Origin of the sequence: Klebsiella sp. PCX, assembly GCF_021869705.1 — a bacterium.
In the GTDB taxonomy this organism is placed as follows: Bacteria; Pseudomonadota; Gammaproteobacteria; order Enterobacterales; family Enterobacteriaceae; genus Klebsiella; species Klebsiella quasipneumoniae.
In genome coordinates, this window is record NZ_CP091527.1 from 1,607,804 (window position 1) to 1,630,738 (window position 22,935).

21 protein-coding genes are annotated in these 22,935 nt (G+C 57.0%); 11 read left to right on the forward strand and 10 right to left on the reverse strand.

Going from position 1 to position 22,935, the window contains the following annotated elements; genetic code table 11:
• Nucleotides 1–57 precede the first annotated feature (57 nt).
• The 3 genes from modA to modC are packed head-to-tail and all read left to right on the forward strand — an operon-like array spanning nt 58 to nt 2,581.
• Nucleotides 58–831: a molybdate ABC transporter substrate-binding protein gene (gene modA / locus GQR96_RS07530; protein WP_004886031.1), complete on the forward strand. Its 774-nt coding sequence runs from the start codon at nt 58–60 to the stop codon at nt 829–831.
• On the forward strand, nt 831–1,520 hold the full coding sequence (gene modB / locus GQR96_RS07535; RefSeq protein ID WP_004886033.1) for a molybdate ABC transporter permease subunit: 690 nt from the start codon (nt 831–833) through the stop codon (nt 1,518–1,520). The genes modA and modB overlap by 1 nt, the downstream gene beginning before the upstream one ends.
• Before the next feature lie 2 nt (nt 1,521–1,522).
• Nucleotides 1,523–2,581, forward strand: a complete 1,059-nt coding sequence (modC, locus tag GQR96_RS07540) for a molybdenum ABC transporter ATP-binding protein ModC (RefSeq protein WP_004886036.1) — start codon at nt 1,523–1,525, stop codon at nt 2,579–2,581.
• Here modC and GQR96_RS07545 read toward each other — a convergent pair whose 3' ends face one another.
• Nucleotides 2,582–3,400, reverse strand: a complete 819-nt coding sequence (locus GQR96_RS07545; protein ID WP_048323452.1) for a pyridoxal phosphatase — start codon at nt 3,398–3,400, stop codon at nt 2,582–2,584.
• A 227-nt stretch (nt 3,401–3,627) separates the two neighbouring features.
• On the opposite strand from GQR96_RS07545, the gene pgl reads away from it, so the two are divergent.
• Nucleotides 3,628–4,623, forward strand: coding sequence for a 6-phosphogluconolactonase (pgl, locus tag GQR96_RS07550; protein ID WP_004886043.1), 996 nt, complete (start codon nt 3,628–3,630; stop codon nt 4,621–4,623).
• Nucleotides 4,624–4,732: 109 nt separating this feature from the next.
• Here pgl and GQR96_RS07555 read toward each other — a convergent pair whose 3' ends face one another.
• From GQR96_RS07555 to ycgZ, 3 genes are all read right to left on the reverse strand, one after another.
• Nucleotides 4,733–4,999 carry a biofilm development regulator YmgB/AriR family protein gene (locus GQR96_RS07555; protein ID WP_004886050.1) on the reverse strand — a complete coding sequence of 89 codons (267 nt, stop codon included), beginning with the start codon at nt 4,997–4,999 and terminating at the stop codon, nt 4,733–4,735.
• Between the two features lie 51 nt (nt 5,000–5,050).
• Entirely contained in the window at nt 5,051–5,356 is a 306-nt protein-coding gene (locus tag GQR96_RS07560) for a hypothetical protein (RefSeq protein ID WP_004886052.1), read from the reverse strand.
• Between the two features lie 124 nt (nt 5,357–5,480).
• Nucleotides 5,481–5,726, reverse strand: a complete 246-nt coding sequence (gene ycgZ, locus GQR96_RS07565) for a regulatory protein YcgZ (RefSeq protein WP_004151693.1) — start codon at nt 5,724–5,726, stop codon at nt 5,481–5,483.
• A 329-nt stretch (nt 5,727–6,055) separates the two neighbouring features.
• On the opposite strand from ycgZ, the gene GQR96_RS07570 reads away from it, so the two are divergent.
• Nucleotides 6,056–7,267: a diguanylate phosphodiesterase gene (locus tag GQR96_RS07570; RefSeq protein ID WP_004886055.1), complete on the forward strand. Its 1,212-nt coding sequence runs from the start codon at nt 6,056–6,058 to the stop codon at nt 7,265–7,267.
• 154 nt (nt 7,268–7,421) lie between these two features.
• On the forward strand, nt 7,422–8,156 hold the full coding sequence (locus GQR96_RS07575) for a MerR family transcriptional regulator (RefSeq protein ID WP_004886056.1): 735 nt from the start codon (nt 7,422–7,424) through the stop codon (nt 8,154–8,156).
• A gap of 41 nt (nt 8,157–8,197) precedes the next feature.
• On the opposite strand, the gene GQR96_RS07580 is transcribed toward GQR96_RS07575, so the two are convergent.
• Entirely contained in the window at nt 8,198–8,752 is a 555-nt protein-coding gene (locus tag GQR96_RS07580) for a helix-turn-helix transcriptional regulator (protein WP_004886057.1), read from the reverse strand.
• Between the two features lie 82 nt (nt 8,753–8,834).
• Nucleotides 8,835–9,047, reverse strand: a complete 213-nt coding sequence (locus GQR96_RS07585; RefSeq protein ID WP_004886058.1) for a biofilm development regulator YmgB/AriR family protein — start codon at nt 9,045–9,047, stop codon at nt 8,835–8,837.
• 720 nt (nt 9,048–9,767) lie between these two features.
• On the opposite strand from GQR96_RS07585, the gene GQR96_RS07590 reads away from it, so the two are divergent.
• Nucleotides 9,768–10,274 carry a hypothetical protein gene (locus GQR96_RS07590; RefSeq protein WP_004886059.1) on the forward strand — a complete coding sequence of 169 codons (507 nt, stop codon included), beginning with the start codon at nt 9,768–9,770 and terminating at the stop codon, nt 10,272–10,274.
• A 16-nt stretch (nt 10,275–10,290) separates the two neighbouring features.
• On the opposite strand, the gene GQR96_RS07595 is transcribed toward GQR96_RS07590, so the two are convergent.
• The 3 genes from GQR96_RS07595 to GQR96_RS07605 are packed head-to-tail and all read right to left on the reverse strand — an operon-like array spanning nt 10,291 to nt 15,404.
• Nucleotides 10,291–11,214, reverse strand: a complete 924-nt coding sequence (locus GQR96_RS07595) for an acyltransferase (protein ID WP_074186554.1) — start codon at nt 11,212–11,214, stop codon at nt 10,291–10,293.
• A 38-nt stretch (nt 11,215–11,252) separates the two neighbouring features.
• Complete coding sequence (locus tag GQR96_RS07600; protein ID WP_004886066.1) at nt 11,253–14,318, reverse strand: efflux RND transporter permease subunit; 3,066 nt, start codon at nt 14,316–14,318, stop codon at nt 11,253–11,255.
• Entirely contained in the window at nt 14,319–15,404 is a 1,086-nt protein-coding gene (locus tag GQR96_RS07605) for an efflux RND transporter periplasmic adaptor subunit (protein WP_017899624.1), read from the reverse strand.
• Nucleotides 15,405–15,938: 534 nt separating this feature from the next.
• On the opposite strand from GQR96_RS07605, the gene GQR96_RS07610 reads away from it, so the two are divergent.
• Together GQR96_RS07610 and GQR96_RS07615 are read left to right on the forward strand one after the other, a co-directional pair.
• Nucleotides 15,939–16,370: a universal stress protein gene (locus GQR96_RS07610; RefSeq protein ID WP_065904954.1), complete on the forward strand. Its 432-nt coding sequence runs from the start codon at nt 15,939–15,941 to the stop codon at nt 16,368–16,370.
• Between the two features lie 51 nt (nt 16,371–16,421).
• Nucleotides 16,422–19,109 carry a cation-transporting P-type ATPase gene (locus GQR96_RS07615; RefSeq protein ID WP_049116087.1) on the forward strand — a complete coding sequence of 896 codons (2,688 nt, stop codon included), beginning with the start codon at nt 16,422–16,424 and terminating at the stop codon, nt 19,107–19,109.
• 76 nt (nt 19,110–19,185) lie between these two features.
• On the opposite strand, the gene GQR96_RS07620 is transcribed toward GQR96_RS07615, so the two are convergent.
• On the reverse strand, nt 19,186–20,469 hold the full coding sequence (locus GQR96_RS07620; protein WP_004886081.1) for a putative acyl-CoA thioester hydrolase: 1,284 nt from the start codon (nt 20,467–20,469) through the stop codon (nt 19,186–19,188).
• A 214-nt stretch (nt 20,470–20,683) separates the two neighbouring features.
• On the opposite strand from GQR96_RS07620, the gene hutI reads away from it, so the two are divergent.
• On the forward strand, nt 20,684–21,943 hold the full coding sequence (gene hutI / locus GQR96_RS07625) for an imidazolonepropionase (RefSeq protein ID WP_074384390.1): 1,260 nt from the start codon (nt 20,684–20,686) through the stop codon (nt 21,941–21,943).
• Nucleotides 21,940–22,896 (forward strand): formimidoylglutamase, encoded by a 957-nt coding sequence (gene hutG, locus GQR96_RS07630; protein WP_023320005.1) that lies wholly within the window; start codon nt 21,940–21,942, stop codon nt 22,894–22,896. The genes hutI and hutG overlap by 4 nt, the downstream gene beginning before the upstream one ends.
• Nucleotides 22,897–22,935 lie beyond the last annotated feature (39 nt).

The following is a 22,935-nucleotide window of genomic DNA, read 5'->3' on the forward strand; positions in this document are numbered from 1 at the left end:
AAATGCTCTGCATATCGTTATATTGTCGAATACATAACGCATTGACAGGAGATTCAGATGGCAGGTTCTTGGTTACGCGGGGTTATCGGGGTATCACTCACGCTGTGCGTCGCGGGTCAGGCGCTGGCGGCAGAGGGGAAAGTGACCGTTTTCGCCGCCGCATCGTTAACCAACGCGATGCAGGATATCGCCCAGGCGTATAAGAAAGAGAAAAACGTCGAGGTCGTCTCGTCGTTTGCCTCGTCGTCGACGCTGGCGCGGCAGATTGAAGCAGGCGCCCCGGCGGATCTGTTTATCTCCGCCGATCAAAAGTGGATGGACTACGCGGCTGACAAAAAGGCCATCGATCCGGCGACCCGCGCCACCCTGCTTGGCAATAGCCTGGTGGTGGTGGCGCCGAAAGCCAGCGCGCAGGGTGCGATTACCATTGATGAGAAAACCGACTGGACCAGCCTGCTGAAAGGGGGCCGTCTGGCGGTGGGCGATCCGCAGCACGTTCCGGCAGGGATCTACGCCAAAGAAGCGCTGCAGAAACTGGGCGCCTGGGAGACCCTGTCGCCGAAGCTTGCGCCGGCGGAAGACGTGCGCGGCGCGCTGGCGCTGGTGGAGCGTAGCGAAGCGCCGTTGGGCATCGTCTACGGATCGGATGCTGTGGCCAGCAAAGGGGTGAAAGTGGTGGGCACCTTCCCGGAGGCGTCGCATCAGAAAGTCGAATACCCGCTGGCGATTGTCGATGGCCACCGCAATGCGGCCGTGAGCGCTTTCTATGACTACCTGAAAGGGCCGGAAGCGTCCGCGATTTTCCAACGTTACGGATTTACCACCCGCTGATGTTTCTGAGCGAACCCGAATGGCAGGCGGTGCTGCTGAGCCTGAAAGTCTCCTCCCTGGCGGTGGCCTTGAGCCTGCCCTTTGGCATCTTTTTTTCCTGGCTGCTGGTCAGGCGCACCTTCCCCGGCAAGGCGCTGCTCGACAGCCTTCTCCATCTGCCGCTGGTGCTGCCGCCGGTGGTGGTGGGATATCTGCTGCTGGTGGCCATGGGGCGGCGCGGGTTTATTGGCAGCTGGCTGTATGACTGGTTCGGCATCAGCTTTGCCTTCAGCTGGCGCGGGGCGGTGCTGGCGGCGGCTGTGATGTCTTTCCCGCTGATGGTGCGCGCCATCCGCCTGGCGCTGGAGGGGGTGGACATCAAACTGGAGCAGGCGGCGAGAACCCTCGGGGCCAGCCGCTGGCGGGTATTTTTCACCATTACGCTGCCGCTGACTCTGCCGGGAATTATTGTTGGCACGGTGCTGGCCTTCGCCCGCTCGTTAGGGGAATTTGGCGCGACCATCACCTTCGTCTCCAATATTCCCGGCGAAACGCGTACCCTGCCTTCGGCGATGTACACCCTGATCCAGACTCCGGGCGGGGAGGGGGCGGCGGCTCGCCTGTGCCTCATCGCTATCGGCCTGGCGCTGGTCTCGCTCTTGATATCAGAATGGCTGGCCCGCGTGAGCCGCCAGCGCATAGGAGGATAATGATGCTGGAGCTGGACTTTACCCAGACCCTCGGCAGCCACTGTCTGCAGATCCGTGAAACGCTGCCCAGCAGCGGGATCACCGCCATCTTTGGCGTCTCCGGCGCCGGGAAAACGTCGTTGATCAACGCTATCAGCGGCCTGACCCGGCCGCAGGCGGGGCGGATCGTGCTCAACGGCAGGGTGCTGAACGACACCGCGCAGCGTATCTGCCTGGCGCCGGAGCAGCGGCGGATCGGCTATGTCTTTCAGGATGCGCGCCTGTTTCCCCACTATAAAGTGCGCGGCAATCTGCAGTACGGCATGGCGAAATCCATGGTCAGCCAGTTCGATAAGCTGGTGGAGCTGCTGGGGATCGCTCCCTTGCTGGATCGCCTGCCTGGCCGGTTATCCGGCGGCGAAAAGCAGCGTGTAGCCATCGGCCGCGCTTTGCTGACCGCGCCGGAGCTGCTGCTACTGGACGAGCCGCTGGCCTCGCTGGATATTCCGCGCAAACGCGAACTGTTGCCCTATTTGCAGCGGCTAGCGCAGGAGATCCATATTCCGATGCTTTACGTCAGCCACTCGCTGGACGAGATCCAGCATCTGGCCGATCGCGTGCTGGTGCTGGAGGCCGGTAAGGTGAAGGCTTTCGGTCCGCTGGAGGAGGTCTGGAGCAGCAGCGTGATGCACCCCTGGCTGCCGGCGGAACAGCAGAGTACGATCCTCAGCGCCACCATCGCCGCGCAGCATCCGCAGTACGCGATGACCGCGCTGACGCTGGGGGATCAAATGCTGTGGGTCAACCGGCTCGAACGTCCCGCAGGTGATACCGCGCGGATCCGCATTCAGGCGTCGGATGTTTCGCTGGTGCTGGCCCAGCCGTCCGCCACCAGCATCCGCAACATCTTGCGCGCCGAGGTGGTTCAGTGTCTGGAGGTCAACGGACAGATCGAGGTTCAGCTCAGGGTGAGCGGCCATCCTCTGTGGGCTCGAATCAGCCCGTGGGCGCGGGATGACCTGGCGATAGCGCCAGGCCAGCAGGTGTTTGCCCAGATCAAAAGCGTGTCGATCGCCGCCTGATCACAGCAGCTGACGGTAGATAAACTCGGCGATGCTGGCGGACTCATTGTCCCCGATGACCACGTTAGCGCGGGCTTTGACCTCGTCCACCGCATTGCCCATCGCCACCCCGGTGCCTGCTGCTTCCAGCATACTCAGATCGTTGTAGTTATCGCCGAAGGCCACCACATTCTGCATCGACAGCCCCTGGTCAGCGACCCACTGCGCCAGACGTTTGCCTTTGCTGTTGCCGGCGCGGGCAATATCCACCTGGTCGTGCCACGACCATTCGCACGCCAGGCCCAGCGTCTCGCCGACCTCCTGCGCAAAGCGCTGCAGACGGGGAATGTCATCGTCGGTGAGGGCGAATTTCCATACCGCCTTAACCTCGCGGACCGCCTGCGCCAGCGAGTCGACCTGGCTGAAGACCGGGCGCTGATCCTCCGGTAGCGCCAGCGCCCAGTTGCGGGTGCGGATCACATGCCCGGTGGGCTGTTCGTAAAGCATCGCATCATCCACATAGGCCAGACCGTGGATCTGCTGTTCGGCGAGCATGGCGGTGAGGCTTACCGCGTGTTCCACCGACATAGGATCGGCCGCCAAAACCTTTTTTGCGTGATAATCATACAAATAAGTGCCATTACAACAAATTGCAGGTGTATCGAGGGCCAGTGCCTGATAAAAAGGATGAATAGCGACGTGATGACGTCCGGTAACGACGATCACCTGGTAGCCCGCCTCTCTGGCGCGGGCCAGCGCTTCCAGCGAAGCGGGCAGGATGGTTTTTTTGCTGGTAAGCAGGGTGCCGTCTAAATCCAGGGCAATCACGCGTGTTGTCATGTGTTATTTCCGGTTGATGTTGAAAAGTACCTGGCCATGATGGTACACCGCCGTGGCGTCAGGACCAATTTTTCCACATCTGCCGTGAATGTCTGTATGCCCTTTGTGCCGCCGTCCGTCGGTAATTCGGTCGGCGATGCGAGTATCATGGGCGGATGTCTTATAATTTTCAGGGTGCTGTTATCCTGAAAATGAAAAATCCACGTGCAGTGAGGGAAGGAGTAGTCATGAAACAAACCGTTTATACCGCCAGCCCGGAAAGCCAACAAATCCACGTCTGGAGTCTTGAAGCGGACGGCAAACTGACGCTGGTGCAGGTGGTTGATGCCCCGGGTCAGGTCCAGCCGATGGTGGTCAGTCCCAATAAGGAGTATCTGTACGTTGGCGTTCGTCCGGAGTTTCGCGTGTTAGCTTATCGCATCACGCCGGATAACGGGGCGTTGACCTTTGCGGGGGAAGCGGCGCTGCCGGGCAGCCCGACCCACATTTCTACCGATCATCATGGCCGCTTTGTCTTCAGCGCCTCCTACAATCAGGGCTGCGTCAGCGTGACCCCGCTGCAGGATGGCCTGCCGGGTGAAACTATCACCGTGGTGGAAGGGCTGGAAGGCTGCCACTCGGCCAATATCTCCCCTGACAACCGTACCCTGTGGGTGCCGGCGCTGAAGCAGGATCGCATCTGCCTGTTTACCCTCAGCGAAGATGGTTTCCTCTCCGCCCAGGAGCCAGCGGAAGTCACCACCGTCGAGGGGGCGGGTCCGCGCCACATGGTGTTCCATCCGAATCAGCAGTATGGTTACTGCGTCAATGAGCTGAACAGCTCAATTGACGTTTGGGAGCTGAAAGACCCGAATGGCAACATCGAATGTGTACAAACTCTGGATATGATGCCGCCTGATTTCACCGGCGTGCGCTGGGCGGCGGATATTCATATCACTCCGGACGGGCGTCATTTGTACGCCTGCGATCGTACCGCCAGCATCATCACGGTGTTCAGCGTGTCGGAAGATGGTAGCGTGCTGGCGGTGGAAGGCTATCAGCCGACCGAGACCCAGCCGCGCGGCTTTAATCTCGATCACAGCGGTAAGTATCTGATTGCCGCCGGGCAGAAGTCGCACCATATCGCGGTGTACGAAATTACCGGCGAGCAGGGGCTGCTGCAGGAGAAAGGCCGCTATGCGGTCGGGCAGGGACCGATGTGGGTGGTGGTCAACGCTCACTGATCCGTCAGGCGGTAAAAGAAAAAACCTCGCGTGAGCGAGGTTTTTTTGATCAGAGCGGACAGGCTCTGTAGGGAAGGTGTTGCCCTGGTAGACCTGAAGCGTGATGGCTTTAGATATCGTCCATGGTGTAGCCGACGACAATCTCCAGCGTTTTACGGATCACGTCTGCGGTCACCACGTCATCGGTGCTTTCCAGCGCCTGAATCAACCATAAAATAATGGCCTTATTGTTCAGGTGACCCTCGGACTGGAGAATACTGTTGATGGCCAGCGACATCACGGCGGACTCATCAACCAGCTTATCACCGGCGTTACGGAAATAGTCGGAGAGCGCGGTGTCCTGCAGTCCTGCGTAAATATCGGGTTGCTGATGCATAGTCTGTCTCATCACATTCTCACTCTGTGTTATTCACCATGGTTGGGAGACTCAGTGGATCTTTTTACCTTCCAGCGCCATGGCGCTTTGTGTCGGCGAACCTCGGGTTTCCCAACGGCCATTGATTTTCTTTACCTGCAAAGGCGCTTGCTTGCGCTGACGGGCAAGCTTCGTGCAAATTTCTTCGATCACAGCAGCGATGACCTTTCTTCGCTGTCGGTCTGACTCTGTCGCCTGCATCAACCGAAGTCGAACCAGCAGGGTCGGGGTGGTAATCGGGCGATTCGTTTTCAGAAGCGCGAGCACCGCCTCGCCGATGATCTCATCGGTGATTTCCTCAGTTTCACTGCTATTCATAACCGTCTCTCTGCATGCCACTCTCTCCCTGAACCTGCGAACGGGCATTCAGGTCAGCAGCAGGTTTGTGGATGCGATCGCCCCTCATCTGCTACTGCGGCGCAACAGGCGACGATCGATGACGTTATTCCTGACCGGCAAACAGCAGACCAATTAAGGTCTGATAGTGACTCTCTTCCTCTGGGGCACGGGCGCGGTCGAGGCGGCTCAACAGTTTGGTGCACAGCGCTTTGCGGTTGAGATGACGCCCTTCGTTGAGAATATCCATCACAATCTGACCCAGCGTTTCCTGCTGGGAAGGTAACGATGCTTTGTTGAAATACTGGGCAATTGCGTTCGCTGTATCTGGAATGTAACCATTCTGCTGCATATGTGCTCCTTTCATTTCATTCATCTGTTAACTGTCATTAAACTTATACAATAATTATTAACCTGTACACACAAAGTTGCACAGAAATGATTCAAAAAATGTTAAGATTCTGATTTATATTAAGTTAATTTTTTTGTGTTTGGCGAGATTCTGGTTTGTAAAGGTAGGGGTTAGCGTTGCATGTTGTACAAGAAAAGAAAAATGCAAAAGCCTTGCACAAAACATGGATTTTTAGTGTATCTTTTTTGTTAAGACAAAACCTAGTTTTACAAGACGATTAGCCTGATAACTGCTACTGTGAATGCTTATCCCTCCCATCTGGAATCACTATGCTAACCACCATCATTTATCGCAGCCATATTTGCGACAATGTCTCATTCAAATCGATCGAGGCCATGGTTGCCAGGGCAAACGAGAGAAATGGGCAGGCGGATGTCACCGGTATTTTACTTTTTAACGGGACGCATTTTTTTCAACTCATTGAGGGGCCTGAAGAAAAGGTTCGGGATATTTATCAGCATATTTGCCGCGATCCCCGCCACTATAACCTGGTGGAGCTTCTGTGCGACTATGCGCCGTCCCGCCGTTTCGGTAATGTCGGCATGGAACTGTTTGATTTACGCGAACATGATCGCGAGGAAGTGCTGCAGACGGTGATGGACCGCGGGACCTCAAAATATCAGCTCACCTATGACGACCGGGCACTGCAATTTTTCCGTACCTTCGTCGAATCAACGGAAAAAGCGAACTATTTTGAGATTCCTTCCGCTGACAGCTGGGTATTCATCCCCGATCAGAATACTTTCTATCCTGATACCCCGATAATTGATAATAAGGAAAGCTGGTCCTTTGCCTTCCAGCCGATCGTCGACCCTTTCGCCTGCGAAATTATTTCGTGGGAAGCGCTGTTACGCGCACCGGACGGCCAGTCGCCTGGCGCCTATTTTGCCGGGCTTTCCGGGGACGACATTTATCTCGCCGATCTGCACAGTAAACGGGTGGCGCTGTCGCTGGCGGGGAAATTAGGCTTACGCAATAAGGCGTTAAGTATTAATTTACTACCGATGACGCTGGTTAAAGCGCCGAACGCGGTGGGTTTCCTGCTCGATCAAATTCAGCGGAATGATCTTATTCCTGAGCAGATTATTGTCGAGTTTACCGAGCGGGAAGTGATTTCGCGGATGGATGATTTTACCGATGCGGTGCGAAAGCTAAAGGGGGCGGGCATCAATCTCGCCATCGACCACTTCGGCGCCGGGTTTGCCGGGCTGTCACTGCTGGCGCAATACCAGCCCGACAGAATTAAAATCGACCATGAGCTGATCCGCAATATCCACCAGGATGGGCCGCGCCAGTCGATTGTACAGGCGATTATCAAATGCTGTTTTTCACTGGAGATTGCGGTCTCAGCCGTCGGCGTTGAGCGCGCTGAAGAGTGGATGTGGCTGGAATCAGCCGGTATTTCGCAGTTTCAGGGGAATTTGTTCGCCAGCGCGCGTCTGGGAGGCTTGCCTGCCGTCGCCTGGCCAGAGAAAAAATGATCCATCTCGAAATCAGCTAATTATTTTTTCATCTTTTTCCCAAGCGCTGTGAGCCACAACCTGATATCTTTATCTGTACAAGAAAATAGAGTTGTACAGGATGCCTGAATTCGTTAGTTTAGGTATTAAAGTATCAGATTGATGTGAGGCTGCTATGGCGTTTTACAGTATCGGTGAGGTAGCCGAACGTTGCGGAATCAATCCGGTCACACTGCGCGCCTGGCAGCGTCGTTACGGTCTACTGAAACCGCAGCGTAGCGAAGGTGGGCATCGACAATTTGATGAAGAAGATATTCTGCGCATTGAAGAGATCAAGCGCTGGATAGAGCGCGGTGTATCAGTAGGGAAAGTTAAAGCGCTGCTGGAGGATAACCTGCCGGCGGCGCGCGACGAATCCGCGCATCTTCAGGAAGAGATGATGTCCATTCTGCGTTATATGCAGCCTGCCAGAATCCGTGCCAAATTACTGGCACTAAGCCATCAACACCCCGTCGACACGCTCATCGACAGCCTGTTAGTGCCGGTACGTCAGCGTCTGAAGCTCGATCAGAATACCTCGCTGGTGATTAGCAGTATGCTGGATGGTCTGTTGATTGACTGCGTGGCGCTGTTTCTTGCCGAAGCGCGTAAGAAGAACGGCAGGGAGACGCTGCTGGTGGGCTGGAGCAATGAGGACAGGACCCGTCTGTGGCTGGAGGCATGGCGTCTTTCCCAGCGTGGCTGGCACGTCAACGTCCTCGCCGAACCGCTGGAGTCGCCGCGGCCCGAGCTGTTTCCCGGGCAGCACATCTTCGTCTGGACCGGACGCGCTGCCACCCCTCTGCAGGAAGAGCTGCTCAGCCACTGGCAAGAGCAGGGCTTCAGCATCCATTTTCACGGTAATAATTAATCGCCCCGATCCGCAAAGCAGACCGGGGCTAACGCGCCGGGTTACAGGTGGATCTGGCTCCAGGATTTAAAGGTTTCGCTGCGGCTGATATTAAAAAAATCGGTTCTACCGCTACAGCCGAGCTTTTTAATCAGATTCAGCCGGATCTGATAAATAGTTTTAATATGCAGATTCAGCGACCGGCCAATGCTGGCGACCGCTTCGCCATTGCTGATAAGTTGAATAACTTTCTTTTCCCGCTCGGTAAACTGCACCGAGGCGCCCGGCGCCGGGTGGGTTTTATAGTAGCGGGTGGGCTGGTGCAGAAATATCTTTAACTCTTCCGGCGTTGAATTGGCCGGTAAGCGCAGCATAGGCAGTTCACTCAGAAAATTAAGATCGTTGCCTTCGGTTAACAGAATAAATAACGTATCCCGACGATTATAGTTGTGCTGCAGTACCGCGAAATAATTGTCGCTGGTAAAGAAAACATGTTTTTTGCGAAAGTAAGATGCCGGCAGACTATTCAGGATCAGCGACATCCCGTAGAGAAGAAAACGATTATCAAACCACAGATCGTAATATTCAGTACGATAGCAGGTATTATGGTGTGACATTTTATTTGCCTCAGTTAGCCGATAGAGACCCAGGCGTGCCGGCACCGCAGGGTTGAGCCTGCTGCCAGCTCCGCGGGGTTAATTAATGATGAGGTTTGCTGGACAGCATATCCAGCGCCTGCAAATAGAGGTCGGAAAGTATTTCATTACTTTCCGTTTGCAGGCGATGCTGGATTTCCGTAATCATCCGCTCATTATTTATCGTTCTGTGCTGCTTAATGAGCGTATTTTCAATATTCTTCATCAGGGCCGAATTGAAGACAAACTCTGCTGGAATGGTATTTTTAATATGCATAGCTCGAACTCTCCCACGTATAACGCAAACTGACAATAAAAGTCGCTACGTACCATTGGTACGCGCTAAGTCACGAACAGGAAATGCAAAACCAGGAACCACCGCCTGACTTGCCGCGCCACCGTTAAACATCCCCGCTTCGTTGCGCAACAAGCAGTTAACACTCCAAAACTATAGACGGTGATTCTGCTATGTACAACTTTTTTCAGGGCTATATGTACAACGGAACGACTTATTTTTGTATTTTGTATTAATTGATTGATTTTAAAGAATTTTGTTGTTTGCATTACTTGTACATAAAATCCGGTTTGTGCAAGATACCTTTGTAAAACTGGCGGGAAGAGGCTGACGATAATGAGAAGGTGATGTTTTGACCGGCGTGCTGGATGAAATAGCGCCGACGCAGGAAGGGGTACACAGCAACTCTGTCGTCGACAGGTGGCTTTCTTCCGCGTCGGACGCTGATCATAACGAAAAGCAGGTGAGGTTTTGTCTTTTTTTTGCACAATTAGGTAAAGGGTAACACATCGGTCATTTCGTTGTCGGTTTGCTCAGTTTGTTGGCGGATAAGGGGTGTGCTACGCTTTTTAATAACGATGTGGCGGTTCGGCATCGTTATCTTTCCCCCATTTCCCTGTCGGGCTTTTCCCCTTGTCCCGACGGATAAATATGGCAGAAGCTATCTGTCCATGGACAGGCCTTGAAGACTGAGGAGGGAAAATGCGCGGTAGAACCGTGATGCTCCTGGCCGGGTTAGCGACTCTCGCGCAGGCGAAAGAGATTAACCTCTATTCAATGAATACCGGTTCCTATGTTTACCATCTGACCAATAACCATGGACAATATACTGAAAATTTCGAAAACCACTTTTTCTCAGTGGAACGTAAATTCTCAGAAGACTCGAAATACAGTCTGCTGATTGGCACTATGAATAATAGCTTCGACGATCGCTGCCTGGCGCTGGGCGTGAGAAGAGACTGGTACCACAACGGCAGCGGATGGACCTTCAAAGGCGTTTACGGCTATACCGGCGAATTCTTCTTCGACGCCTTCGAGCATTGCGGCGATCATGGCTCCTATAAAGATTTTAAGGATGCCACCGGGATCGGCTTTTCACCTTATATTTACCATGCCATCCAGTACAACTTTACCGACTATTTCGCTCTTGAGAGTGGCATCATTATTCCCAGCGTGTTTGTGATCAGCATTCAGTGGAGCTTCCGCTAAATCGCCGCGTTGTCGGTTACAGGGTTATCACCTTCTTGAGCAGCGTACTGGAGAGCGCGGCAAGGGAAATAAGCACCGACAGGACAAACGTTAGCGCAATCACTCCCAGCTTGGTGGCTAACGAGTGTATAGGGATCAGCATCACCAGCAGGTGAAAAACGGAGTAGTGCAGAATATAGACCCCGGTCATCGCTTTGCTAACCGTCGCCAGCACCGCCTCCTTCAGTTCGCGGTTCTTTTTAAACTGCACGGCGTTAGCGGCGATCACCAGCAGGACGATCAGAATATAAATCTGCGACCCCGTGAGAATGAACGCATTGCGATCGGCTTTAAACAGCGCGAAGAAAAAGTGGCGCTCATAAAACCAGGTAAATAAATAGACAAAGGGCAGAGCGATAATCGACCCTTTAATGACCCGCGGGTCGCGTATCCACTCCGTGACTCGCGGATCGTTAAACAACTGCCCGGTTAAATAAAAAAGTAGCCATGTCCACAGACGATACTGCGGCGCCAGGCTGAAAAGATGTCTTTCCGGATAGAGCACTGAGAGCAGGTCGTAACCATAAGAGCAGCACAGCAGCGTCAGGACCACGGTGAAAAACAGGCCGCGCCGCTGACTGAGCCAGGCAATCAGGGGATGGAAGGTATAGATGACGATCAGGGCGAAAATAAACCAGGGCTGGATCAGGTAGCCGCGCTGATAAGGCTCCCAGACATAATAGACCGTCATCCAAAACAGAAAGACGATCACCACGCTTTTAATTTTGCCAATTTGCCAGTTGGCGTCGTGACGCGTCTGCGCGTCAAGATAGCCGGCTACCACAAAAAACAGCGGCGTGGCGATGGTCGAGACGAAGGTCAGCAGCCCGAGGATCCAGTGATAGTCATAATCAAAGCGATCCCAGGTGTTATAGATGGTGAAAAAAGTCACCGCTGTCATACAGCCGAGTGTCTTAATAATGCTCAGACCGGTACTGTTCATCGTTGAGGCGTCATATCCTTATGGTGAAAGCAGGCGTAAATCACCGGCAGAACCAGCAGCGTCAGCACGGTGGCGAAGGCCAGACCGAACATAATCACCACCGCCATACTCTGGAAAAAAACATCGCGCAGCAGCGGGGCAAGGCCAAGCACGGTGGTGAAGGCGGTCAGCAGGATTGGCCGCAGACGGGATGTTGCCGCATCAATGATCGCTTGTCGTTGATCTTTCTCTTGTTTTTGTTGCTCTATCTCTTCCACCAGCACAATGCCGTTGCGGATCAGCATGCCGCTGAGGCTGAGAAGGCCGATTAAGGCCATAAAGCCGAAGGGAATGCCGGTCAGCAAAAAGCCGGGCGTGACGCCGATCAGCGCCAGCGGCACGGTCAGCCAGATGGCGACGGCGTTTTTTAGCGAACTGAACATCAGCACCGTAATGATAAACATCACCAGATAGCCAAGCGGTAGGGTCGTGAACAGCCCTTGCTGCGCCTCACTGGAATTCTCCGCATCGCCGCCCCATTCGATACGGTAGCCATGCGGCAGCGTCAATGCGTCAATGCGTGGTTTCACCCGGGCGAGAATATCACCCGAGGTTTGGCCGCTTTGCGGACTGGGGTCGGTCTGGACCGTCAGCACCCGGGTGCGATCCCGGCGGAGAATCAATGGATCTTCCCACTCCAGTGAGAAGCCATGGATGACGTTACTCAACGGGATATACTGCTGGCGGCTCTGGCTCCAGACCAGCACGTTATTCAGGTGGTTGGCATCCTGTCGCTCCGTTGCCGGCGGCCGGACGATCACCGGCAGCAGATCGGCGCCCTCGCGATATAACCCGGCGCGACTGCCGGAGAAATTCATCTCCAGCGCATGATCAATGTCCTGTTTATCCACCCCCAGCTCGCGCCCCAGCGCCGGGGAGTACTGTGGGCGGATCACCTTGCTGCGGTTCTGCCAGTCGTTACGCACGCTGTCGGTGGCCGGATCTTCGGCGAGAATATCGCTCACCTGACTGGCCAGCGCGCGCAGCGTATCCGGGTCAGGGCCCTTAATGCGCACCTCAATTGCGCTATCCCCGGAGGGGCCGAACATAATGCGTTTAGTGCTGGCGTTCACCTGCGGGTAGTTTCTGGCGATCCAGGCTTCCACGTGGCGGGTGACGGGGGCGATGCCGCGCTGGTCGTCCATCCGCACCATAATTTGCGCGTAGTTGCTGTACTGCCGCTGGCCGCTGTAGGTAAGAATAAAACGCATACTGCCCTGGCCAATGGTGGCGACGGTGGTGACTACCCCCGGCTGGCCGGCGATCGACCGCTCAATATCGCGGGTCATCTGCTCGGTGGCGTTAATATCGGTACCGTAGGGGAGCCACAGGTCGACAAAGAAAATGGGCGTATTCGATGACGGAAAGAAATTCTGCCGAACGAAGGTGAAGCCCCAGATAGCCGCGGCCAGCAGGGCGCCCATCAGCACCAGGGTCACGGTCTTTTGCTGCAGCAGTATTCGCAGCGTCTGCTGATAGCCGCGATAAAAGCGGCCGCGGTATGGATCGGCTTTTTCCGCCGACGCGGCGGCCGACGGGGCGTGCTTAAACAACCACCACTTAATGAGTACCGGCGTGATGGTCAGGGCGGAGAACCAGCTTAGCATCAGCGAGATCAGCAGCACCTGGAACAGGGATTTGCAATACTCCCCGGTGGAGTCCTGCGAGAGGCCAATCGGCGCGAAGGCGAGGATGGCGATGATCGTGGCGCCGAGCAGCGGCAGGGCGGAGCGGCGGATCACATAGTTAATGGCGCCCAGCAGCGGCGAACCTTGCTGGCGGGCGATCAGCACCCCTTCGACAATGACGATGGCATTGTCCACCAGCATACTCAGGGCGATGATCAGCGCCCCGAGGGAGATCCGCTGTAACTCTATCCCCCAGATATACATGATAAGCAGGGTGCCGAGAACGTTGAGCGCCAGCGACAGGGCGATAATGATCCCGCTGCGCACCCCCATGAACACCAGCAGCACACCGACCACGATCGCCAGGGCCATCAGGAAGTTGGTAATAAAGCCATTGACCGAGTGGGCGACCTCTGCCGCTTGATCGTAAAAAATGGCGATGTCGATCCCCGCCGGTTTGTCGGCGGCCATCTGCTGGAGGCGGGCTTCAAGGGCGTGCCCGACGTCAATGACGTTGACGCCAGGAATAAAAGAGACCCCCATGGTCACCGCCTGGCGGCCGTTGGCATGATAGATACTGGACGGCGAGTCGGTCAGCCCGCGCGACAGTGTGGCAATATCCCGCAGTCGGGTGGTGGCGCTGGCGCCGTGAGGGCTGACCAGCAGATCCCCCAGCTCATCGATGCTCTGAAACTCTCCGGTGGGGTGAAGGCGGATCGATTCGCTGCCAACGCGGATCTCTCCGGCGCTGGACACCACGTTGAGCCGGGTCAGGATAGCGGCGAGCTGGTTGAGCGTGATCCCGCGCGCCGCCATCTTCGCCAGCGAGATATCAACATTGATCTGTTGCGGAATGACGCCGCCGATAGCGACTTTACCGACCCCAGGAACCAGCACCAGCTCCCGACGCAGCTGTTCGGCATAGCGCACCAGTTCGGGGTTGGTAAAACTGTCGCCCGAGATGGCGAAGAAAAAGCCAAACACATCGCCAAAGTCGTCATTGACGAAGGGGGTCACGACGCCAGGCGGGAAAAGTCGGCTGGCGTCACCGACGCGGCGACGTAGCTCATCCCAGATTTGCGGCAGCTCGCTGGAATGGTACTGCGAAGCGATATTCACCGTAATTTGCGATAAGCCATTTGAGGAGATGGAGCTGACGTTATCCAGTGAGGGAAGCTGCTGAATCGCATTTTCCAGCGGCAGGGTCACCTCCTCCTCCACCTGCTGAGCGGACGCGCCAGGGTAGTGGGTGACGATCACCGCCGTTTTAATGGTGAAGGCAGGATCTTCCAGACGGCCGATATTGAGCAGGGCGAACAGACCCCCCACCCCCAGCAGCAGAATGGCTAACCAGACGCGGGTCGGGTTATTAATAAACTGACGGGAAATGTCCATTTATAATCCTCGTTCACGCGTCCAGATCCGCACCGGCTGCCCGGCATGCAGCTCGCTCACGCCCGCCGCGACCACCTGCTCACCCGCGTGGAGACCGTCGGTGATAGTCACTCCCTGCGCGGTCACCTCGCCGACGGTGACTTTGCGCTCTTCAAGAAACCGATGCGCATTGTCGCCTTTCACCACCCAGACGATGGGTTCATTCTTCGGCCGGTTATCCGGGTTAAACACCGCCTCCACTGGCACCACGAGGGTTTCCTTTCCGGCGCTGGCCGGTAAATTGCCAAGGTTGACCGTCACGGTGCCGCTAACCCCGCCGACGGTGGGAAAATCATCCGGCCGCGGCATGGTTAAAATGATCTGCCAGGTGAGGGTGCTGTTATCGCTGCTGCCGGTATGCTCTTTGTATTCCGCCGTAAATTCGCGGCCCGGCAGGGTATTGATCCTGACGACGGGACGGTAGGCGGTATTACGGATATCCAGGGAGGTGAACAGATTTTCGGGAATGCTGAAGACTACATCCAGCAGGTCGGTCCGTGTCAGGGTGATCACCGGCTGGCCGGCGGCGACCACCTGATGGTTGCGGATATGCACGCCGGCGGCAATCCCGCCGAAGGGCGCGGTGAGGCTCATTTGCGCCAGCTCTTCACGGGCGATTTTTAAGGCCGCGTTGGCGGCATCGCGATTGGCGCGCTGCACGTCCATTTCCGCCTGGGAGATGGCCTGACGTCCCGCCAGGGTCTGGAAGCGGTCGAACTGACGCTGGGCGAGGGTGGCCGCCGTTTGTCGCTCATTGACCCGCTGTTGGGCCTCGCGGGCATTCAGGCGCGCCAGCGTTTGTCCCTGGGCGATGGTCGCCCCCTGGCGAATATCCAGCGATTCCACCTGGCCCCCCCGCTTAAACGACAGCTCGGTGGAGTCGCCAGACTCGATACGTGCCGGAAACGTTCGCTGCTGGGTATTGCCCACGGCGGTCACCTGCGCCACCTTGACCATGCGCGGGGCGGACTCGACGGATGGCGATTTCTGATCGCAAGCGGTTGCCAATAAAATAACAACCGGGATGAGAGAAAAATAACGGTTCACAGTATTCCCCTCAGATTCAGGATTTATTTTACATTTTTATTACGCGGCGCACGCTTATTCGGCGAGGGCGGCGACAACCAGATAGGTGAATAGTCCCACCAGCGTGCAGGCGACAATGGCCAGCGCGACAAAGAATCCCAGACGTAACAGGCTATAACCAAACATGATTTTCTCCCTTAACACCCACCCGAACCGCGAATGTCATTTAATTCGGCCCTCGCTGTGACCACTGGACATTCGGAGCGGCACTCCTGCTTGTAATCAGCATAGTCGGAGAAAAGGTGAAGTGTTAAAAAAGTGAATACCCCGAGCGTTGGCGGCATCGTTGGGGAAAGGGCAGGAGATTCGCAGGTGATAAGAGCTTTTTATAATATTTTTCAGTCTATTAATCCGTCATTTTCTAATGTTAATTTTCCTGTGCTACGTTTAATAACATCTATTCCGCTCGCCGCTTCTGTTGTTGAGATTTCGTTCCTCCCCAAGTATGGGGTTATTCATCACTACGCATTGTATTGGTAATAAAAGGATTATCTCATGTATAAAAATATCGTTGTTCCCGTTGACGTTTTTGATGCAGGCCTGGCCGACAAAGCGCTTTCTCATGCAAAATTCCTTGCCCAACATTCTGCCGGGCAAATTCATCTTGTCCATGTCATTCCGGCATTCTCTCCGGTGTTAACGCGTGGATTTATCTCTGATGCCCGAAAGATGGAAGACCATTTGATTACTACCTCTAAGGAAAAACTGACCGAGCTGGTCAAAAAAAATGGCCTGGCGGAAGACGCCAGCCATCTTTATGTGCGCAGTGGCAATGTTCGCGATCAAGTGATCGCCCTGGCCGATGAGCTAAAAGCGGACGTAGTGATTGTCGGTTCACGCAATCCGGGGATCCAGACTCACCTGCTGGGCTCGGAAGCGGCCAATATCGTGCGCTATGCCCATGTACCGGTTTTCGTTGTGCGCTGATGACGGCGGGATGTCGTCCTGACTTCCGCTTCATAAATCGAGGGAGAGAGTATGAATACAGATAAACCGGGGGCGCCCTACTATCAGCGCTCCGTCGAGGAGACGCTCGCCAGCGTGCAGAGTTCGCCGGACGGGATTAGCGGAACAGAGGCGGCCACGCGCCTGCAGCAGTATGGCGAAAACGCCCTGCCGCAGAAGCCGGGTAAACCCGCCTGGCTGCGTTTTATTGTGCATTTTAACGATGTGCTGATCTACGTCCTGCTGGCGGCGGCGCTGCTCAAGGCGGTAATGGGCCACTGGATCGACATGTCAGTGATCCTCGCGGTGGCGGTGGTCAATGCGCTGATCGGCTTCATTCAGGAGAGTAATGCGGAAAAATCGCTGCAGAGTATCCGTAATATGCTCTCCAGCGAGGCGGTGGTGATCCGCCAGGGCAACCATGAAACCATCCCCACCACCTCGCTGGTACCCGGCGATATCGTGGTGATCCGCGCCGGCGACCGAATCCCCGCCGATTTACGGGTGATTGAGGCGCACAACCTGCGGGTGGAAGAGGCGATCCTCACCGGCGAGTCGACGGTGGTGGAAAAAACCACCGAGCCGCTAAGCGGTGATTTGCCGCTCGGCGATCGCAGCAACCTGGTGTTTTCCGGGACCACCGTCAGCTCAGGGGCGGGGAAAGGGATCGTGGTGGCCACCGGCGGCGATACCGAGCTGGGCCACATCAACCAGATGATGGCGGGCATTGAGAAACATCGCACCCCGCTGCTGGTGCAGATGGATAAGCTGGGCAAAGCCATTTTTATCCTCATTCTGGTGATGATGGCGGCGCTGTTCGTCTTTAGCCTGCTGTTCCGCGATATGCCGGTCTCCGAACTGATGCTGTCGTTAATTAGCCTCGCGGTGGCGTCGGTCCCGGAAGGGTTGCCGGCGATTATCTCCATTATTCTGTCGCTTGGCGTGCAGGCGATGGCCCGTCAGAAAGCGATTATCCGCAAGCTGCCGACGGTGGAAACCCTCGGTGCGATGACCGTTATCTGCTCGGATAAAACCGGGACCCTGACCATGAACGAAATGACGGTGAAGGCGGTGATCACCGCGGACAGCGTCTATCGGGTGGAAGGGGACAGCTATGAGCCGGTCGGTAAAATCCATGCCATCGACGACCCGACGCCGATCGCCGTGGCGCCAGGATCGCTTCTTGAGCGCTATCTGCGCACCATCGATCTGTGTAACGACAGCCAGCTTATCAAAGAGGAAGGCGGGCTGTGGAAAATTACCGGCGGCCCCACCGAGGGGGCATTGAAGGTGCTGGCGGCGAAGATAACCCTGCCGCCGCAGCCCAGCGAGCTGCGTAGTAAAATTCCTTTTGATTCGCAATATAAATACATGTCGACGCTTTACCGGCTGGGCGAAGAGGAGGTGGTGCTGGTCACCGGCGCGCCTGACGTTCTGTTCCGCCTGTGCCAGTATCAGCAGAGCGACAACGGACTGCAGCCGCTGGATCTCCCGTACTGGGAAAGCAAAATTGAAGAGTACGCCCGGGAGGGGCTGCGCATGGTGGCCGCGGCCTGGAAGCCGGCTGCCGCAGGCCAGACCGAGCTGACCCATCAGGATCTGCAGCAGGGGGTCATTTTATTAGGGGTTGCCGGGATGATGGATCCGCCACGTCCGGAAGCGATCACGGCGATTGCCGACTGCCTGCAGGCCGGGATTCGCGTGAAGATGATCACCGGCGACCATCCGCAAACGGCGATGAGCATCGGCAAAATGTTGGGGATTGGCAATGCGGGTAACGCCATCACCGGGCGCGAGCTGGAGGTGATGGACGACGCGCAGCTGAGCGTCGCCGCGCAGCAGTTCGATATCTTCGCCCGCACCAGCCCGGAAGATAAGTTCCGTCTGGTGCAGGCTCTGCAGAGCAAGAAAGAGATTGTCGGCATGACCGGAGACGGGGTGAACGATGCCCCGGCGCTGAAGCAGGCTGACGTCGGCGTGGCGATGGGGATCAAGGGAACCGAAGTCACCAAGGAAGCCGCCGATATGGTGTTGACCGACGACAACTTCGCCACCATCGCCAGCGCGGTCCGCGAGGGGCGCCGGGTGTATGACAATCTCAAGAAAACCATTCTTTTTGTCATGCCGACCAACCTTGCGCAGGGTTTACTGATCGTGATCGCGCTGCTGGCAGGCAACGTGCTGCCGCTGACGCCGGTGCTGATCCTGTGGATGAACATGGCCACCTCCGCCACGCTGTCGTTTGGTCTGGCGTTTGAAGCCGGTGAGAAAAATATTATGCGGCGGCCGCCGCGCGACCCGAAAATTCACGTCATGGACGGGTTTGCCATCTGGCGCGTGGCGTTTGTGGGGTCGATGATTGCGGTCAGCGCCTTTATTCTCGAAGCCTGGCTGCAGCCGCGCGGCTATTCGCCGGAGTTTATCCGTACCGTGCTGTTGCAGACCCTGGTCACCGCCCAGTGGTTCTATATGCTGAACTGCCGCGTGTCGGATGGTTTCTCGTTAACCAAAGGTCTGCTGGCTAACAAGGGGATCTGGATCGTCAGCGGCGTGCTGCTGGTGCTGCAGCTGCTGATTATCTATGCGCCGTTTATGCAGATGCTGTTTGGCACCACCGGGCTGCCGTTCCGCTACTGGGTGATCACCTTTATCATCGGCTTCGCCATGTTCCTGATCGTGGAGCTGGAAAAACCGCTGACCCGCAAATGGCGAACCGCCTGACGGCGTGAAGCGCTGAACGAAAAAGGAAAGAGGGGGCATCGCCCCCTCTTTTATTATGCTTCACGCTTGTTGCGCTTTACTGTTTCGGCTCGGCGACCACGCTGCTTCCCACGCCGCGGTTGTTATATTCCCACATGCGGTTGAAGCTGTTGTCGTTGAGGTTGCGCTGCAGATTGCCTTTGTCATCCGCGCTGCCGGTGTTGCCGCTGAACGGACGGCCGGAGCCTACCGCTGCCGCCCACGGCTGGGCGATATTAAAGCCTTCGTTGATGGCGCTGTCGCGGATCACGACCTGACCGTTGCTGTTACCGTCAACATCCAGCGCGCGGCCGAGCTGCGCGACGTTATCCCCGGAGGCGGTGAAGCGGCTGTTAGTCGCCAGGAAGCCGTAGGTCACGCTCTTCAGGGTGGCCGGCGCGAAGACATAGGCTTCTTTCTGAGTACGGGAGTTCACCACGCGGAAGTCGGTGTTATCAAACACCACGGCGCCACGGCCAGAAACGATATCCACGTCGCCTTCAATATAGCTGTTGGTTACCAGGGTGCGAGTCTGACGGTTGTCCTGCAGACGGTTCTGCACGCCGCTGTTGGTCACGAAGAAGGTGTTCTGGCGGCCAAGAATGTTCACCTTATCGATCTGCACCTGGTCGCCATCGCTGCGCAGGGCAACGGCCTGGTGGGTACCGGCATCGACGCTGTCGCCAAGGTTGTTGGCGATGGTCAGGTTCTGCAGCTGCAGGCCATTATTCTGCGACCAGAAGACCGCGGAGCACATCACGCCGACGGTGGCAGTGGATTTGCTCTGGCAGCTGTCGAACATATACCACGCCGGTTTGCCCGGCATGTATTTGCCACCCGGGTTGACCAGACGACGCCAGGTATTGCGATCCATTTCAGAATCAATGGCTTCGCTGATTTTTACGTCAATCGGTTTATCGCCGGTACCATACAGAGTCAGGGCGCCCGGCGCCGCCGGAACGTAGACGGTGCCCGGGTATTCGCCCGGCATGATGGCGATAAACAGGCGACGGTTAGAGTGGCGGGCAATTGCCGCATCCACCGCTGCCTGGACGGTGGTATGGGTCACGCCCTGGGTTCCCGCCGGGCCGACGATAAAGTCAGGTTGCGCCGGCAGGCTGATGGCGGACGGCGTCCAGGCCGCGGCATTGGGGTTCAGCGACTGGAAATAGGCCGCCGGGGTAAAGTTTTTCGCTTCATCGGCGTTCAGAATGGGACGCGCGGTGGTGCCCGGTGCAGTCTGCGTTGAGGGCTGTTGATCGGCAGGCGTCGAGCTACAGGCGGACAGCGTCACGCCGAAGGCCAGCGCCAGCGCCAGACGGGAAACGGAATATGTGTTCATGTTGCTCCGGGCAAAATTAAGCGTAGTGAAATACCCCGGCTGAGACGCCAGGGTATAAGTCCTTTAAAACCTGCTGTTTTATACTAACTTGAACGAAACGGGAAGATGCGGGCTGAAAAACTTACCTTCTTTACGCAATGAACGCTGTTCCGGGACGGTCCCTAGTCACAAATAAATAACATTTAGTCGCGCTTTTGTTGACATTCCCGGCGTTATGAAAATAAATGTCTATACAACCCATGACAAGTTAAGCGCTATGACTGAAGCCACTTCCGAACTCGTTATCTGGCGAAACGCCCGTCTCGCCACCTTGAACCCCGACCACGCTCAACCGTACGGTCTGCTGGAGCGCCACGCGCTGCTGGTCCGCGACGGTCGCATTGAGGCGATCGTCGCCGAAGATGACCTTCCCAGCGGGCGCAGGATCGATCTCGAAGGCCGGCTGGTCACGCCGGGATTAATCGACTGCCACACCCATCTCGTCTTCGGCGGCAGCCGGGCCCAGGAGTGGGAGCAGCGTCTGAACGGCGTCTCCTATCAGACCATCAGCGCCAGCGGCGGGGGGATTAATGCCACCGTGCGCGCCACCCGCGACAGCAGCGAAGCCGAGCTGCTGGCGCTGGCCCAGCCGCGGCTGGCCCGCCTGCTGCGTGAAGGGGTAACCACTCTGGAGATCAAATCCGGCTACGGTCTCGATCTGCAAAACGAGCGCAAAATGCTGCGGGTCGCCCGCCAGCTGGCCGACGACAATGGCGTCGAGCTTTCGGCGACGCTGCTCTCTGCCCACGCCACGCCGCCGGAATATCAAGGCGACGCCGACGGCTATATTACGCTGGTCTGCGAGACGATCCTGCCGACGATGTGGCGGGAGGGACTGTTTGAAAGCGTCGACGTCTTCTGCGAAAACGTCGGTTTCAGCCCGCAGCAAACCGAGCGGGTGTTTCAGGCGGCGCAGGCGCTAGGCATCCCGGTTAAAGGTCACGTTGAGCAGCTCTCTTCGCTGGGCGGCGCGCAGCTGGTGAGCCGTTATCACGGACTGTCCGCCGACCATATCGAATATCTGACGGAAGAGGGGGTGGCGGCGATGCGCGAGAGCGGCACCGTGGCGGCCCTGCTGCCCGGCGCGTTCTACTTCCTCAATGAAACCCGCAAACCGCCGGTGGAACTGTTGCGCAAGTACCAGGTGCCGATGGCGGTGGCGACGGATTTCAACCCCGGCACCAGCCCCTTCGCCAGCCTGCATCTGGCGATGAACATGGCCTGCGTCAAATTTGGCCTGACGCCGGAAGAGGCGTGGGCCGGCGTGACGCGCCATGCCGCGCGGGCGCTGGGGCGGCAGAACAGCCACGGCCAGCTGGCGGCGGGCTTTGTGGCGAACTTTGCCATCTGGGATGCTGAGCATCCGGTCGAGATGGTGTATGAGCCGGGGCGCAGTCCGCTCTGGCAGCGTGTGGTACGAGGAGAACTACAGTGATGTTGTGGCAAGCTACCCCCGCTAACCTTTGGCAAGGTCGCGACGACAGCGCGGAAGCGCCGAATGCGCTGCGTCTGTTCCAGACCATTCCCCGCGCCGAACGCTTCGCGCCGCAGGAGATGCCCGGCGATATCGCGCTGCTCGGCTTCGCCTGTGACGAAGGCGTCCGGCGCAACAAAGGGCGTACCGGAGCGGCTGACGGCCCGGCGACCCTACGCCGGGCGCTGGCCAATATGGCCAGCCATCAGGGCCACGACCGCTGCGTGGATATGGGCACGATTAGCGTCGAAGGCGACCAGCTGGAAGCCGCGCATCAGGCGCTGCGCGAGGCGGTGACCGCCTGCCAGCGCGCCGGCAAACGCACGCTGGTACTGGGCGGTGGCCACGAGACCGCCTTCGGTCATGGCGCCGGGATACTGGATGCCTTCCCCGGCGAAAAAGTGGGCATTATTAACCTCGATGCGCATCTGGATCTGCGCTTTGCCGAGTGCGCCAGCTCCGGGACGCCGTTCCGCCAGCTGGCGCTGGAGTGTGACGCGCAGCAGCGCGGTTTTCACTATACCTGCATTGGGGTCAGTCGGGCGGCCAACACCCAGGCGCTCTGGGAGGAAGCGGCGCGGCGCGAGGTGGCTATTGTGGAGGATCTACAGGTATTAGAGGCCTTCGAAACCCGGGTGCTGGCGGAGCTTGAGCGCAATATCGCGCAATTCGACCGTCTGTATCTGACTATCGATCTCGACGTGCTGCCGGCGCGCGAAATGCCGGCGGTATCCGCGCCGGCGGCGCTGGGCGTGCCGCTGGCGACCCTGCTGCGCATCGTAGAGCCGTTGTGCCGCAGCGGTAAGCTGCAGGCGGTGGATCTGGTGGAGTTCAACCCGCAGTTTGACATTGACGGTCAGGGCGCCCGCGCGGCGGCCCGTCTGGCATGGCAAATCGCCCATTGGTGGCAGTAGCCATTCCGGTATATTCTGGGTGTTTCGCCGCCCATTTTG